The 14996-nt window shown below is 72.9% G+C and carries 11 protein-coding genes; 3 read left to right on the top strand and 8 right to left on the bottom strand.

Annotated elements, in window-relative coordinates; genetic code table 11:
* Positions 1-79: 79 nt before the first annotated feature.
* Complete coding sequence (locus tag GA0070623_RS07865; protein ID WP_084261067.1) at positions 80-1345, top strand: condensation domain-containing protein; 1266 nt, start codon at positions 80-82, stop codon at positions 1343-1345.
* 211 nt (positions 1346-1556) lie between these two features.
* Here the strand turns inward: GA0070623_RS07865 and GA0070623_RS07860 are convergent, their stop codons facing one another.
* Entirely contained in the window at positions 1557-1910 is a 354-nt protein-coding gene (locus tag GA0070623_RS07860) for a VOC family protein (RefSeq protein ID WP_067302586.1), read from the bottom strand.
* Positions 1911-2115: 205 nt separating this feature from the next.
* Between GA0070623_RS07860 and GA0070623_RS07855 the strand changes: the two genes are divergently transcribed.
* Positions 2116-3132, top strand: coding sequence for an acyl-CoA dehydrogenase family protein (locus GA0070623_RS07855; RefSeq protein ID WP_067302590.1), 1017 nt, complete (start codon positions 2116-2118; stop codon positions 3130-3132).
* A 108-nt stretch (positions 3133-3240) separates the two neighbouring features.
* Here the strand turns inward: GA0070623_RS07855 and GA0070623_RS07850 are convergent, their stop codons facing one another.
* The 3 genes from GA0070623_RS07850 to GA0070623_RS07840 all read right to left on the bottom strand — a co-directional run bounded on the left by GA0070623_RS07850 (position 3241) and on the right by GA0070623_RS07840 (position 9146).
* Positions 3241-7263, bottom strand: a complete 4023-nt coding sequence (locus GA0070623_RS07850; protein WP_084261068.1) for a non-ribosomal peptide synthetase — start codon at positions 7261-7263, stop codon at positions 3241-3243.
* Between the two features lie 129 nt (positions 7264-7392).
* Positions 7393-7626 carry an acyl carrier protein gene (locus GA0070623_RS07845; protein ID WP_089004283.1) on the bottom strand — a complete coding sequence of 78 codons (234 nt, stop codon included), beginning with the start codon at positions 7624-7626 and terminating at the stop codon, positions 7393-7395.
* A 44-nt stretch (positions 7627-7670) separates the two neighbouring features.
* Positions 7671-9146 carry an aldehyde dehydrogenase family protein gene (locus GA0070623_RS07840; RefSeq protein WP_231932816.1) on the bottom strand — a complete coding sequence of 492 codons (1476 nt, stop codon included), beginning with the start codon at positions 9144-9146 and terminating at the stop codon, positions 7671-7673.
* A gap of 267 nt (positions 9147-9413) precedes the next feature.
* Here GA0070623_RS07840 and GA0070623_RS07835 point away from each other — a divergent pair, with 267 nt between their 5' ends.
* Complete coding sequence (locus GA0070623_RS07835) at positions 9414-10349, top strand: MBL fold metallo-hydrolase (RefSeq protein WP_231932711.1); 936 nt, start codon at positions 9414-9416, stop codon at positions 10347-10349.
* Positions 10350-10435: 86 nt separating this feature from the next.
* Here the strand turns inward: GA0070623_RS07835 and GA0070623_RS07830 are convergent, their stop codons facing one another.
* Genes GA0070623_RS07830 through GA0070623_RS07815 form a run of 4 tightly spaced genes read right to left on the bottom strand, consistent with a single transcriptional unit; the run spans position 10436 to position 14989 of the window.
* Positions 10436-11842 (bottom strand): NAD(P)/FAD-dependent oxidoreductase, encoded by a 1407-nt coding sequence (locus GA0070623_RS07830; RefSeq protein WP_067310343.1) that lies wholly within the window; start codon positions 11840-11842, stop codon positions 10436-10438.
* A gap of 44 nt (positions 11843-11886) precedes the next feature.
* Positions 11887-13095: a cytochrome P450 gene (locus tag GA0070623_RS07825; RefSeq protein WP_067310340.1), complete on the bottom strand. Its 1209-nt coding sequence runs from the start codon at positions 13093-13095 to the stop codon at positions 11887-11889.
* Positions 13092-13583 carry a VOC family protein gene (locus tag GA0070623_RS07820; RefSeq protein WP_067310336.1) on the bottom strand — a complete coding sequence of 164 codons (492 nt, stop codon included), beginning with the start codon at positions 13581-13583 and terminating at the stop codon, positions 13092-13094. Before GA0070623_RS07820 ends, GA0070623_RS07825 begins: the two co-directional genes overlap by 4 nt.
* Positions 13584-13606: 23 nt before the next feature.
* Positions 13607-14989, bottom strand: a complete 1383-nt coding sequence (locus GA0070623_RS07815; RefSeq protein ID WP_067310333.1) for an NAD(P)/FAD-dependent oxidoreductase — start codon at positions 14987-14989, stop codon at positions 13607-13609.
* Positions 14990-14996 lie beyond the last annotated feature (7 nt).

Below are 14996 nucleotides of genomic sequence, written 5' to 3'. Positions count from 1 at the left end.
TCAAGGAGTGTTTGCGGAGACTGTCGAAGTATCTTCAGAATACTCGTAACGACGCGTCCGCTGGGGTAGCGTCGCCGGCATGCGAGAGGAACCGGCTTCGGTTGGTCAACGCCTCCTGTGGCTGATGGACCACTACCGGGGGCAGCAGCACTCACTCAACGAGCAGGTGGTGTGGCACCTGCGCGGCGACTGCGACGTCGTCGCCCTGCGCCGCGCGGTGGACCGGTTGCACGAGCGGCACGAGTCGCTGCGCACGACGTTCGTCGCCCGCCGCCGCCAGCTGGTCCAGGTGGTCAACCCGCCGCGACCTGTCGAACTGCGGCAGGTGGACGTCTCGGGGCACGCCGACCCCCGGCGGGCCGCCCGCGAGCACCTGGTGACCGAGTTGTCCACCGCGGTGGACTTCGCCGTGTGGCCCACCCGGCCCACGCTGATCACCGTGGGCCCCGAACACCACGTCTTCGTGCTGACCATGCACCACTACGTCAGCGACGACTGGTCCAACGCGCTGCTCTCCCGCGACCTCCGCGCGCTCTACGCGGGCGAGGAACTGCCGGAGGTCGGCTGGCAGTACGCCACCTGGGCGGCCTGGCAGCGGGAACGGATCTCCGGGCCGGACGCGGCGGCGCTGTTCGACCACTGGCGGGGGCAGCTCGACGGGGCGCGGCTGGTCGGGCTGCCCGAGCGCGCCGAGGTCCCCCGGGGCGCCGACGAGCCGGCCTGGGTCTCGGTGGAGCTGACCATCGACCCGCACGTCACCCAGGGGCTGCACCAGCTCGCCCGCCGGCAGCGCACCACCGTCTTCCCGGTGATGCTCGCCCTGTTCTACCTGGTGCTGCACCGGGCCACCGGCCAGTGCGACCTGACGGTGGCCTCGCTGTTCGCCAACCGCAGCCGCCCGGAGGTCCGCGACACCGTCGGTTTCTTCGTCTCCATGGTGCTGCTGCGCGGTCGGGTGACCGCCGACGAGCCGTTCACCGACCTGCTGCGGCAGGTGCGCAACATGGTGATGGAGGGGCTGCGCCACCAGGAGCTGCCGGCCCAGTTGCTGCCGCCGGGGACGGTGACCGGGGAGGGCCGCACCGACGACGTCATGTTCCAGCTGCTCGGGTCGTTCGTACCGAGGGCCGACATGAGCGGCGACGAGCTGGACGACCTGGAGGCGCAGCTGGAGCGCAGCCGGTTCGCGCTGGAGTTCGTCGTCGTGCCCCAGCAGGACACCCTCACCGCCGTCCTCATGTGCGACCGGGACCGGTTCACCCCGGACTGGGCCCGGCGGCTGGTCAAGGACTACGTGGAACTGGCCGCGGCGGTCGTGGCCGACCCGCAGCTCCCGCCGTCCTGAGTGGCCCTCGGGCCGGCGGTGGCCCGGTTCGCCGGGTCCGCGTCCCGGGCTGGATCGCCGCCGGGTCCGCGTCCCGGGCTGGATCGCCGCCGGGTCCGCGTCCCGGGCCGGGTCCGCGTCCCGGGCTGGATCGCCGCCGGGTTCCGTCCCGGTCCGGCGTGACCGCGGTGGTGGTCGACGGCACGCCGTCGACCACCACCGCGATCGTCGGTCAGTCGGCCTTGGGTCGTTCCCGCAGACCGAAGGCGACGCCCTGGCTGTCGCGGCACTCGGCGAACGCGCCGTACTGGGGGCTCGGCGGCCGCAGCGGTCCCACCTCGCCGCCCAGCTCCTTGACCCGCTCGACGGCCGCGGCCAGGTCGTCCACAGCGAAGTAGACGATGATGTGCGGGGGGTCGGTGTCCGGGTGGGAGCCGGCCTCCAGGCCCGCGGGTGCGCCCGGCATCTCGATGTACGACCCGTGGGTGAGCATCGTGAACTTCCAGCCGAACAGCGCCTCGTAGAAGTCCCGGGTGCGTTCCGGAACCGGAACGGCAAACTCGATGAACGACGGTTCTCCTGCCACGGTGCCCTCCGGATGGGTGATCTGTCAGGGGAGATGTCCTAGCATCATAGGGGGCGCTGCCTCGTCTTTGACAGACACGCCAGGATACTTGCAAAGACGAGTACCGGTGGTCGACCGACCGGCCACCGTGGTAGCCGCCGCGGCCACCCGGCCCGTCGGCCCGCACCACCGGCCCCCCGGGGCCACGCGAACGGAGGGCACCGCAATGACCGTTTCGACCGACGAGTCCACCAGCCTGCGACAGGCACGCGAGATCGCCGACGAGGTGTTCTTCCCGGCCGCGCTGGCGGTCGACAGCGCCGACCGTGTCCCCCTGTCCCACCTGGACCTGCTCGCCGAGCGCGGCTTCTACGGACTGGCCGCGCCACCCGAGTTCAACCGCCTCGACCTGCCGGGCTTCCCCGCCGTGTGCCGGGCCATCGAGACCCTCGCCAGCGGCTGCCTCACCACCACGTTCCTCTGGGCACAGCACCACAACGCGGTGATGGCGGCGGCCAACACCGGCAACGCCGCGCTCCGGGAGGCCTGGCTTGAGCCGCTGGCCACCGGCCGCCGCCGGGCCGGGCTGGCGATCGGCGCGGCGGTCCGGCCCGGCCCGGCGGCGCTGTCGGCCACACCGGTCGACGGCGGCTTCCTGTTCACCGGCGACGCGCCCTGGGTGAGCGGCTGGGGGCTGGTCGACACGATCTACGTGGCGGCCCGGCAGCCCGACGACACCCTGGTGTTCGCGCTGGTGGACGCCGCGAGCAGCGACACCCTCACCGTCGAGCCGCTGCGGATGTCGGCGGTGAACGCCAGCAGCACCGTGACGGTCTCCTTCACCGAGCACTTCGTACCCGCCGACCGGGTCACCAACCAGATGCCGCTGGAGGCGTGGCGGCAGCGGGATCCGGCGACGCTGCGCTTCAACGGCTCGCTCGCGCTCGGCGTCGCCGACCGGGCGATCGAGCTGGCCGACGAGCCGACGTTGCGCCCGCAGCTCGACGCCGCCCGCGACGGTCTCGACACGGCCGACCCCGGGACCATGCCGGCCGCCCGGGCCGCCGCCTCGGAGCTGGCGCTGCGGGCCAGCGCGAACCTCGCCGTGACCGCCGGCAGCCGCGCCGTCCTGCTCGACGAGCACGCCCAGCGGCTGGTCCGCGAGGCGACCTTCCTGCTGGTCTTCGGCTCCCGCCCGGGCATCCGCGACGCCCTGCGCACCGCCTTCACGACCACCGCCTGACCCCCCCGGCGGCACCCCGCCGACCGGGCGACGGGCGGACGGATCCGCCGCCGCACCGGCGGTCCGGTGCCCGCGACGCGTACGACCGGCGTCGCGGGCCCGGACCGGTCACCGCATGTCGTCGATCAACCGGGCCACCGCCCCGGCGTGTTCCCCGTCGACCACGGTGAAGTGGTCGGCCTCCAGCATGTGCAGCCGGACCGGGAGCTGGGCGGCGGCGTGCCGCAGCGGCGACAGGTAACCCGACGCCGGGCCGACGAGCCCCCGTGACGCCTCCACCACGTCCACCTCCACCCCCTCCTCGGCGACGATGGAGTACCGCAGCAGCGCCCGGGTGTTGGCCTCGAACACCCCGTACATCGCCTGCAGCTCGGCGTACGACCAGGCGGTGAGCTCCTTGAGCTGCGGGGGCGGCGAGGCCCACGTCCGGCGGAGCGTCTCCAGGGCGGCGTTCGGGGCGCACGGATCGCTGGCCACCTCCACCGGCGTGCCGACCAGGTTGTGCAGGAACGCCCTGACGAGGGACGCGTCGTCGACGGTGCGGTGGCCGCCGCAGCCCACCCACGGGTCGATGAGCAGCACCGCGCACCGCCGGCCCTGCCGGTGCAACTGCCGTGCCATCTCGTACGCCACCACGCCGCCCAGCGACCAGCCGGCCAACCGGAGCGGCCGGTCCGGCGGCTCGTCGCCCAGCTCCGCAGTGAGCTCCGCGAGATAGCGGGTGGCCAGCTCCTCGATGGTCACCCCCGGCTGCGGCGGGGACGGCGCGGTCAGGCCCAGCACCCGGTACCGCTCGCCCAGCTCGGCGACCAGGGGGCGGTAGCACAGCAGGTCACCGCCGACCGGATGCACCAGGACCAGCGGACGCTGCCCGTCGTCGGAGAGGACGACCAGGCTGCGCGTCGGCTCCGGGCGGCAGGCGGCGTCGAGGACGGCGGCGAGCTCGGCGACGGTGCCCGAGGTGTAGAGCGTGGCCAGCGGCAACCGCCGCCCGAACTCCTGCTCGATGCGGTTCATCAGGCGGGCCGCCAACAGCGAGCTGCCACCGTAGGCGAAGAAGCCGACGGAACGGCCGACCTCCGGCACCTCCAGCAGCTCCTGCCACACCGTGGCCAGGCTCCGCTCGGTGTCGGTGCGGGGCGCGTCGTCGCCGACCTGCGGGGCCGCCCCCACGCCGGCCGCCCGCTCGGCCAGCTCCCGCCGGTCGACCTTGCCGTTGGCGGTCAGCGGCAGTCGCTGCCCCACGTCGATGCTGCGCGGCACCATGTAGCCCGGCAGGCGGGACGTCAGGTGTTCGGTCAGCTGCGGGACCAACTCGCCGGCCGGTTCCGGCGAGGCCACGAAGGCGACGAGCGACACGGCTCGGCCGTCGGTACGGGTGACCACGGCCGCGTCGCTGACCGCCGGGTGCGCCAGCAGCGCGGCCTCGATCTCGCCGAGCTCCACCCGGAAGCCGTTGACCTTGACCTGCGGGTCCTCCCGGCCGAGGAACTCCAGCGTGCCGTCGGGCCAGTAGCGGGCCCAGTCACCCGTGCGGTAGATCCGTTCCTGCTGCCGCGGGTGCACCAGGAACGACGCGGCGGTCAACTCCTCGTCGCCCAGGTAGCCCACGGCGAGGCCGCGCCCGCCGATGAACAGCTCACCGGGCACCCAGTCGGGGCGGTCCCGCAACCGGGCGTCGAGCACCTGGAAACGCTGGTTGCGCAGCGGATGGCCGTACGGGATCGAGATCCAGTGCGACGGCACCCGCACCGGCACCGGGTGGTAGTTGGACCAGATGGACGCCTCGGTCGCACCCCCGAGACTGGCGCACGCCGCGTGCGGGGCGATCTCGGCCAGCTCCGCGCCGAGGTTGATCGGCACCCAGTCGCCGCTGACCATCGCCAGCCGCAGCTCGCCGAGCGGGGGACGACCGCTGGTGCGGACGAACTCCACGAACATCGCCAGGTAGGCCGGCACGCTGTTCCACACCGTCACCCCGGTGGCCTGACACAGCTCGTAGAGGTGGGTGACCTCCCGTTCCTGCCCGGCGGTCGGGACGACCACCGCCCCGCCCGCGGCGAGCATCCCGAACACGTCCCACACCGACAGGTCGAACGTGTAGTCGGAGACGGCGAGCACCCGGTCGCGGGGGCTGAGCCCGAACCGCTCGTTGATGTCGACGAGGGTGTTGACGACACTGCCGTGCGAGATCATCACGCCCTTCGGCGTGCCCGAGGTGCCGGAGGTGAAGATGACGTACGCCAGCGAGTCCGGGCTGACCTCCACCGCCGGAGCCGCCGCGCCGTCCTGCCGGGCGACGGCGGTGGCGATGTCGACGGTCCGCGCGCCCGGGTACGGCTCCTCACCCTGGACGCTGCGGTCGGCCAGCAGCACCCGCAGTCCGCAGATCTCGGCCACCTGCTCACGCCGACGCCGGGGCCACTGGGGCGAGACCGGCACGTACGCCGCGCCGGCCATCAGCACCCCGAGCAGGGCGGTGATCTGGTGTGCCCCGCGGAGCGCCTGCACGCCGACCAGCTCGCCCGGCCGGACCCCGGCCTCGACCAGCTCCGCGGCGAGGGCGTTGGCCCGGTCGGCGAGCTGGGCGTAGGTGATCTCCCGGCCCTCGGCGATCACCGCGGGCCGGTCCGGCTGCCGTTGCGCCTGCTCTGCGAAGAGCTGGTGCATGGTGGCCACCCGGGCCGGGGCGGCGGTGTTGTTGACCTGCTCGCGGATCTTCAACTGGGCCGCCGGGGTGAGGTCGAACGACTCCGTCTCCCACGCCGCGTCCTCGGTGGCCAGCCGGACGAGCAGGGACCGGTAGGCCGCGAACATGTCGTCGATCATGCCGGCCGGGTACAGGTCGTCAGCGCTGTCCCAGGTGGTGACGAGGGCGTTGCCGGCCACGAACACCTGGTGGTCCAGCGCGACCTGGGGGGTCCGCACCCGGCCCTCCAGCCGCTGCCAGCCGAGGTGCTCCAGGAAGACCCCGCTGTCCGGCTCCCCGACGCCGAGCATGCTGGTGAAGACCACCGGCATCAGCGCGTTGCGGGCGTTGCCCGTCCGCTGGTTGAGCTGCCGGATGACGGAGACCCCGCCGAAGGACGAGTGCGCCATGTCCTGGAGCAGCTGCCGACGCCAGGCCCGGGCCCGGTCGAGGAAGGTGTCGCCCGGACTCTGCCGGCACTCCATCAGCAGGGTGCTGCTGAAGTTGCCGATGAGCTTGTCGACCTCCGGGTGGAAGGGCAGCCGGTCGCCGTACATGATGTTGATGGTGAAGTCGGCGTTCTTGGACCAGTGCCGCAGCACCTCGCAGAAGGCCGTGCCGAGCACCATCGTGCCGGTGAGCCGGTTCTTCCTGATCCGCGCGGCCAGGCCGACCCACTGCTCCGGGGTCAGCTTGAAGACCCGACGCACCAGGCGGGGGCTGGGATCGCTGGTCGTCCGGCGGCGGGGCAGCTCCGGCGCGGCGGGCAGGCTGTCCAGCCGGTCCAGCCAGTACCGACGGGCCTGCTCGTGCGCGTCGCTCTCGGTGCGTCGCTCGCACTCGTTGCGGTACTCCCGGAAGGTGTACCGCAGCGGGGGCAGGGACTCACCGTTCAGCAGTGCCCGCAGCTCCTGGGCGAAGATCTCACCCGAGAAGCCGTCGATGGCCAGCAGCCGCGCGCACACCTGCACCACGACGTGGGTGTCCAGCGCGAAGACGAAGATCTCGAACGGAGCGTGCCCGACGCGTCGCGGTGGCCCCTCGTCGTAGCAGCGCTCGCGGTTGCGGGTGAGCAGCCGCCGGCAGAACTGTTCCGGCTGACCACGCAGCGACCGGTAGGTCAGCGGCACCGGCAGCTCGTCCTGGACGTGCAGCAGGCCCGCCTCGTCGAACGACGCGCGGAGCATCTCGTGCCGGGCCATGAGCTGGTGCAGGGCCGCGCTGAACGCCCGGACGTCCAGCTCCTGGCAGGCGTACTCCTCGAAGAAGAGGGCGGGGCCGCCGAGCTGGAAGTTGCCCAGCTCGCCGAGCAGGTACGCGTACTGCAGGTCGCTCAGCGGCGCCGAACGGGCGCCCACGGCGTCCGCGCGGGACGGTGCCAGCGGCGGGGCCGGTGGGGCGCTGGCGGAGGAGGGGTGGTGCTCCGATCTGGCGATGTCCATGACGTTCCCTCTGGGTGCGGGTTGAACGAAGCGGTACGAATGCCCCGCCGGAGGTGCGCTCCGGACAGTCTCTGGAGTACGGCCGACCAGTGAGGCCTGGTGGCCGGGCGAGGGAGAGCGGTGCGCCGGCTACCGGGCGGCGGCCCTCAGTTCGTCCACCACACCGGCCAGCTCCGCCGGGGTGGGCCGGTCGAAAACCTCGATCATCGGTAGTTGCACGCCGAAGACGATGTTCACCCAGTGCACGATGGCCGCCGCCGCCATCGAATCGCCTTCGAGATCGTCGAAGAAGTCGGTGTCCGGCCCCACCGGGCGACCGGAAACGTTCTTCCAGATGTCGAGCATCTGCTCTTCGCTTGTCACGATGCCTCCCCACAACGTGCCCGGTCGCCGAGCGCGGCCGGTGCTCACCTCGAAGCAGGTGCCGGCCCCCACTGGTGGCTGCCGAGGTCATTGACCAGTGTTTTTGTTTCGAGAAAGGCGTCTACGCCCGCTCTGCCCATTTCCCGTCCCCAACCCGAGGCCCGCATCCCGCCGAAGGGCAGCGCCGGATCGAGCACGTGCCAACTGTTGATCCACACGGTGCCGGCGCGCAGCCGGCGGCCGACCTGGTGCGCCAGGCCGAGATCGCGGGTGAAGACGCCGGCGGCGAGCCCGTACGGGCTGTCGTTCGCCATCGCCACCGCCTCCTGCACCGTGTCGAAGGGCTCTGCCACCAGCACCGGGCCGAAGACCTCCTCCCGGACCACCGGCGCCTGCGGGTCGGCGCCGGTCACCACGGCCGGAGCGAGGAAGTAACCGGGCGAGTCCGGCGGGTGGCCGCCGGTGACCTGTGCCCCGCCGTCACGGGCCGAGCGCAGGTAGGACAGCACCCGCACCCGGTGCTCCGCGGAGATCAACGGACCCATGTCCGTGTCCCGGTCCAGACCGTCGCCGAGCCTGATCGCCGCGGCCCGTTCCCGGATGCCCGCCACGACCTCGTCGAAGACCGGCCGCTGCACGTACAGCCGGGAACCGGCCACACAGGTCTCGCCCTGGTTGTAGAAGATCGCGTGGGCCGCGCCCGCCACCGCCTGTGGCAGGTCGGCGTCGCTGAACACGATGTTCGGTGACTTGCCGCCCAGCTCCAGGGTCACCCGGCGGAAGTCGACCGCCGCGGCCCGGACGATGTCGCGGCCGACCTCGGTCGATCCGGTGAAGGTGATCTTGTCGACCCCGGGGTGCGCGGCGAGCGCCGCACCGGTGCCGGCGTCGCCGGTGACGACGTTCAGCACCCCCGGCGGCAGGCCGGCCTCCTGGGTGAGCCGGGCCAGCGCCAACGCGGACAGCGGCGTCTGCTCGGCGGGCTTGAGCACCACGGTGCAGCCCGCCGCCAGGGCGGGTGCCACCTTGGCCGCCGCCATGTAGAGCGGGAAGTTCCACGGCACGATGGCCGCCACCACACCCACCGGCTCCGGCACGGTCAGCGCGAGGTGCCGCTCCGGGCTGCCGGTGTAGAGCGGGACGTGCTCACCGTTCAACCGGCCGGGCCAGCCGGCCATGTAGTGGAAGACCGCCGCGGCGGCCGGCACGTCGCCGGCCCGGGCCACCCGCAGCGGCTTGCCGTTGTCGAGGCAGTCGAGCATGGCCAGCCGGTCGGCGTGGTCCAGGATGAGGTCGCCGATCCGGTGCAACAGGCGCGACCGGGCGGCCGGAGACATCCGGTGCCATCGGGAGCCGGGCCGACCGGCGACCCCCGCCGCGGCGACGGCACGGCTCACGTCGGAGGCACCGGCATGCGCAACCGTCGCTAGTGTCTCTCCGGTAGAGGGACGAAACGACGTTAACAGACGGTGGTTGTCAGCGGGCGTCCACTTGCCTCCGATGAACAGCTCGTGAGGCATATCCTCCAGACAGGACAAATGTAGCCTGTCGGTGTGTGTGGTCGCCGACATGCGAGAGACGCTAGCGCAAATACCAGCCTCGGCATACCCTCGATCGGACTTAACTGATGGCGCGAGTGTTGCCAGGTACAGGGTCTGCGGGCGAGAGCATCGGGGTGCATGATGAGATATCCGCGGAGTGTTTATCACGTCTTTGACAGGATACTTGCCAAGAAGCGTGGCAGACGGAGTTGGCCGGCCAGCTTCGCCGATCGGCTGACCCATCCGGTGCCCGGTTCCCCGGCGGTCCGCAAGCTGATCGCCGAGGGTGGGATGCGACCCGACCTCAGCCAGGTCGACCAGATTCCCGTTCACCCCGGCGTGGACGAACTGCCACCCGCCGGCCCCGGCGAGGTGGTGGCGACGTGGGTCGGGCACGCCTCGTACGTGCTCCAGATCGGTGGCCTCGTCGTGCTCACCGATCCGGTCTGGTCCCGGCGCATCCCCGGGGTGCGGCCCCGGTTCACCCCGCCCGGCCTGCGCTGGGAGGCCCTCCCGCCGGTGGACGCCGTGGTCATCAGTCACAACCACTTCGACCACCTCGACGCGCCGACCATCCGCCGGCTGCCGCGGCACGTCCAGATGCTGGTCCCCGGCGGGCTGGGCTGGTGGTTCCGCCGGCTCGGGTTCACCGCCGTCACCGAGCTGGACTGGTGGGAGAGCGCCCGCCTCGGCGCGGTGGAGTTCCAGTTCGTCCCGGTGCACCACTGGAGCCGCCGGACCCTCTTCGACGGCTGCCGCAGCCTGTGGGGCGGGTGGATGCTGACGACCGACGCCGACCCGGCCCTCGACGCCGCGCCCCAGCGCGTCTTCTTCGCCGGGGACTCCGCCTACGGACCGTACTTCGCCGAGATCGGGCGTCGCTGCGGCCCGCCGGACCTCGCCCTGATGCCGGTCGGCGCGTACCTGCCCCGCTGGTTCATGAAGCCGCTGCACATGAGCCCGGCGGAGGCGGTACGCGCCTGCGGCGACCTGGCCGCCCAGCGGATGGCCACCATGCACTGGGGCACCTTCGCGCTCTCCGCCGAGGCGCCGCTGGAGCCGCTGCACCAGGCCCGGCAGGCGTGGCAGGCCAGCGGGCGGGCCGCCGAGGACCTGTGGGACCTGGCGGTGGGCCAGAGCCGCACCCTGCACCGCACCCCGGCCGTGCCGGCCGCCGACTGAGCGGCGGCCGGCACGGCCGGCGGCCCGCGACGCCGGGCGGCGTACCCGTCGGCGTCGCGGGCCGGTCGGTGTCGGCGGCCGGTCGGTCAGTCGCCGGCGTGTCCCGGGGTGGCCCGCCCGGCGGCGGCACGACGCGCGAAGAACCGCTTCGGTGCCAGCGCGGACCGGTACGGCAGCAGCAGCGGGAGCCGGTCGCCGACCCGCTGCCGCCAGATGAAGAACTCGCCGCCCTTGTCGCCGAACGGGGCGGGCAGGAACTTGGGCTGGTTGACCGTGACGAACGCCAGCTCCGTGAACTCCGTCTGGCGACGCAGCACCAGGTCACGCAGGATCTTCCCGCCGGTGTGGCTGGCCGCGATCCCGCTGCCGGTGTACCCGTGGCCGTAGACCATGCCCGAGTCGGTCCGGCCGAACTGCGGGATGAAGCTGTGGCTCCAGCTGATCAACCCGCCGTTGCCGTGGCTGAACCGCACGTCGCGCCACTGCGGGAAGAACTCCCGGAACGACTCGCCCAGCTTGTCGAACGCCTCGTCGTTGCGGCGGTGGCGGGGATCGGTGTCCCGGTTGCCGAACATGTACCACAGGCCGCCGGCCCAGAGCACCCGGTTGTCGGCCGTCAGCCGGGCCGCGGTGGAGAACGACAACGAGTTCGCCACCCCCTCCCGCCCCGGCCAGGCGACCCGGCCCAGCTGCTCGTCCGTCAGCGGCTCGGTGACCAGCAGGTAGTTCCACACCGGCATCTGGCGCGCGTACAACTCGGGGAACGCCCCCTGCATCGCCTCGGTCGCCACGACCACCTGGTCGGCGGTGATCGTGCCGTGCGGGGTGGTGATCCGCCACTTCCCGTCGACCTTCTCGATCGTCTGCGCCGGGGTCTGCTCGTGCAGCAGCACACCCTGCTCCTGCACCACCCGGGCCAGCCCGCGCACCAGCCGGTACGGGTTGAGCAGCGCGCCGCTGACCTTCAGCGCGCCGAGGACGGACGGCGAGCCGATCCGCTCCTGCGCCTGCTCCCGGTCGAGCAGGCGGAACGAGGTCACCCCGGCCCGCTGGGCGCGCTTGATCTGCAACTCCAGCCGGGCGAGCTGTTTGGTGTCGGTGGCCACCTGGAGGATGCCGGTGTTCTCGTACTGGGCGTCGATGCCGTTCTGCCGGCAGAACCGGCCGATCTCCAGGATCGACCGGGCGACCGCCCGGTACACCCCACCGGCCTTCTCCGCCCCGTAGTACCAGAGCATCCGGCGCAGCACCTTGCCGGCGGTCATCTGCACGAACCCGGCGTTCATCCCGGAGGCCCCGTCGCCGACGAACTTCGCCTCCACCACCCGCACCGACATGCCCGGTTCGGCCTGCTTGAGGAAGTGCGCCGCCCACAGGCCGGTGTAGCCCGCGCCGACGACGCACACGTCACAGGAGGCGTCGCCGTCCAGCGGCGGGCCGACCTCGGTGGGTTCGGTGGAGTGCCAGTACATCTCCGTGGACAACTGCGCCATGCGGGTCTCCTTAACTGCTGTCGCGGGGGTGGGCGGGTGACGCGTCACGCGGGGCGGACGGCCAGCGGAAGGCGCTCGAAGGAGCGCAGGCTTCCGTGCTGGCGGCGCAGGGCGTCGCCGTCGAGCGCGATGTCGCGGAACCCGGTGGCGAGCGCGGTGAACGTCAGCTCGCCCATCAGCCGGGCCAGCGCGGTGCCCAGGCAGTGGTGCAGGCCGCCGCCGAAGCCCAGGTGCGGGTTCGGGGCACGGGACAGGTCCAGCTCCGCCGGCCGGTCGAAGACCGCCGGGTCGCGGTTGGCCGCGCCGAGCAGCAGCATCACCGACCGGCCCGCCCGGATCTTGTGGCCGCCGATCTCGATCGGCTCCCGGGCCACCCGGATCGCGTTCTGGATCGGCGAGTCGAACCGGAGGAACTCGTCGACCGCCGGGCGGACCAGGGTCGGATCCCGGCGCAGCCGGTCCAGCTGGTCGGGGTGCCTGAGCAACGCCGTGCAACCGTTGGAGACCAGTCCCATGGTCGTCTCGAACCCGGCGTGGAACAGGAACAGCAGATTGTCGACGATCGTCGCGACGTCGCCCCGCTGTCCGGGCGGGGTCGCCGCGACCATACCGGCCAGGGTGGTTTCGCCGGCGGGCGCGTCACGCAGCAGCGCGGTCACGTACCCGCGCAGCCAGGCGACGGCGGCGTCCACGCCGTCGCGCTCGTCGGGGCGGAGGTTGGCCGCGTCGAAGACCCGGGCCAGGTCGATCACCCGGGGCAGCACCTCCTCCCGGTCGGCGTCGGGGATGCCGATCAGCCGGCAGATCACCGTGACCGGCAGCGGCACCGCCAGCTCCGCGACGAGGTCGAGGCGACCGGCCTCGCGGGCCGGGGCGAGCAACCCGTCGACCAGCGCGGCCACCGCCGGGGTCATCGCCCGCACCTGGGGTGTGCCGAACGCCTGGCCGAGGATCCGGCGGGCGTGGGTGTGCTCCGGCGGATCCTGGGTGAGCACGATGCGGGAGGGGAACTCGGCGGCCGGTCCGTCCCCCAGGGTCAACCGGATGAACTCCCGGGGGAAGTGGCTGGCGAGCCGGCCGTCGCGGAGCAGGGCGCTGACCGCGGTGTGGTCGACCACCAGCCACTGGCCGAACTCGCCCCGCAGGACCGGCCCCAGGGCACGCAGCCGCTCGTACTCCGGATAGGGGTCGTCGGCGCAGGCCAGGTCGACCGCGGCGATCCGGGGCCGGGCGGCGGCATCGGGCAGCGTCACTGCTGCCCGCCGACCCGCTCGGCCCGCCGGGCCCGGTGGTGCTCCCGCATCCGCTGCATGAAGTAGTCGGCGTTGAGCCAGTACAGCTCCAGCCAGATGTTGTCCGGATCGCGCAGCCACACACCGTGCCCGGCCTCCAGGAACAACTCCTGCACCCCGCCGTGCTCGACGCCCACCGAGTCGAGGTGCGCCACCCAGGTGTGCAGGTCCTCCCGCTCGGGGACGTGGAACGCCAGGTGGTGCAGCCCCACCCGGCGCTCGTCGAACGGCTCGGCGACCGGCCGGTCGCCCTGCCCGAGGACGATCGAGGTCAGCGCCCGGGAGTGCAGCAACGTCCGGAAGGTGAAGCCCGACTCGACCGGCCGGGCGTCGCGCACGACGGTGAACCCCAGCGCCCGGCAGTACCACTCGGTGCTGCGGTCGAGGTCACGGACGGTCAGGTTGATGTGGGTGCCGCCGTTGAGCGGCGGTGCGACGTCGTTGGCCACGGGGTTCCTCTCGGGAAAGACGGTCACAGGACGGTTCGCATGACGGCACCCGCCAGCGGCGCCGTACGCCGGAACCGGTCCTCGTACCGGTCCGCGACGGTGGCCAGCGCGCTGACCCCGCGCACGCCGATGGTCCGCAACGGTTCCGGCTCCCAGCGGCGCGACCGGTGCCCGGTCCAGAACAGCCGGGTCTCGGGTCGTTTCACCCCGGTCACCAGGGCGGCGAGCGTACGGCCGGCGAGGTTGCTCAGCGCGATGCCCTCGCCGCCGTAACCACCGGCGTGACCGAGGCCGCTGTCGCGGTCGTACACCACCGCCGGCTCGCCGTCGCGGTGCAGCCCGTACGCCCCGCTCCAGCGGTGACTCACGGGCACGTCGGCCAGGGCGGGGAAGCTCTCGGCCAGGGACTCGCGCAGCCGGGCGAAGACCCGCCCGCCGGAACCGTCGGCGGCGTCCGGCCGGGAACCGGCGCGGTAGCCGGCGCCCCGGCCGCCCACCAGCAGCCGGTCGTCGGCGGTGCGCTGGAAGTAGGCGAACTGGTGGCGGGAGTCGGCGACGGTGACCCGGTCCCGCCAGCCGGCCGCGCGCCAGCGCTGCTCCGGCAGCGGTTCGGTGGCCAGCAGCCGGGAGATCACCGGCAGCACCCGGCGGGCGTGCCCGGCCAGACCGGCGGTGTACGCCTCGGTGGCGCACAGCACGCTACGGGCGTGGATCGTGCCCCGGTCGGTGACCACCACACCGGGGCGCAGGGCGAGCGCCCGGGTGCCCTCGACGAGGGTGACCCCGCGCCGCTCCACCGCCCGCGCCAGCCCGGCCGCGATGACCGCCGGCTGCACCGCGGCGCACTGCGGCGTGAAGCCGCTCAGCAGCGCCCCGGCGACGCCGACCCGCTCGGCGGTCTCGGTAGCCGACAGCAGCGTCATGTCGGTGATGCCGAGCTGGTGGCGCATGTCCTGCCAGGCGCGCAGCCGGGCCACCTGCGGCGGGGTACGGGCCACGTAGAGCGAGCCGTCCCGCCGCCACCCGCAGTCGACCTCCTCGGCGGCGAGGACCCGTTCGATCTCGTCGAGCGTGCGCTGGCCGGCGCGGTAGAACCGCATGGCGTCCATCGGGCCGTAGCGCCGCACGAGGTTGGCCAGCAGGGCGGGCATCTCCGTGGTGCACCAGCCGCCGTTGCGTCCGCTGGCCCCGTACGCCACGTGCTCCGCCTCCACCACCAGCACGGACAGCTGTGGCGCCAGCTCGGTCAGGTAGTAGGCGGTCCACAGGCCGGTGAAGCCGGCGCCGATCACGACCACGTCGGCCCGCGCGTCGCCGGCCAGGGCCGGGCGCACCGTCCGCAGGGACGCGGGCAGGGTGTCCAGCCAGAGGCTCGCCGGTCGGGCCTGGTCGGGGGAGGGCGTCATGCCGGGC

It is taken from the genome of Micromonospora rifamycinica, from assembly GCF_900090265.1.
Classification (GTDB): domain Bacteria; phylum Actinomycetota; class Actinomycetes; order Mycobacteriales; family Micromonosporaceae; genus Micromonospora; species Micromonospora rifamycinica.
This window is presented reverse-complemented; position numbering and strand designations above follow the sequence as displayed.

What these genes read in the sequence shown, in the direction of transcription:
- GA0070623_RS07865 (WP_084261067.1), top strand. Translation starts at nt 80, where the DNA reads ATGCGAGAGGAACCGGCTTCGGTTGGTCAACGCCTCCTGTGGCTGATG.
- GA0070623_RS07855 (WP_067302590.1), top strand. Translation starts at nt 2,116, where the DNA reads ATGACCGTTTCGACCGACGAGTCCACCAGCCTGCGACAGGCACGCGAG.
- GA0070623_RS07850 (WP_084261068.1), bottom strand. Translation starts at nt 7,263, where the DNA reads ATGGACATCGCCAGATCGGAGCACCACCCCTCCTCCGCCAGCGCCCCA.
- GA0070623_RS07840 (WP_231932816.1), bottom strand. Translation starts at nt 9,146, where the DNA reads ATGCCTCACGAGCTGTTCATCGGAGGCAAGTGGACGCCCGCTGACAAC.
- GA0070623_RS07830 (WP_067310343.1), bottom strand. Translation starts at nt 11,842, where the DNA reads ATGGCGCAGTTGTCCACGGAGATGTACTGGCACTCCACCGAACCCACC.
- GA0070623_RS07815 (WP_067310333.1), bottom strand. Translation starts at nt 14,989, where the DNA reads ATGACGCCCTCCCCCGACCAGGCCCGACCGGCGAGCCTCTGGCTGGAC.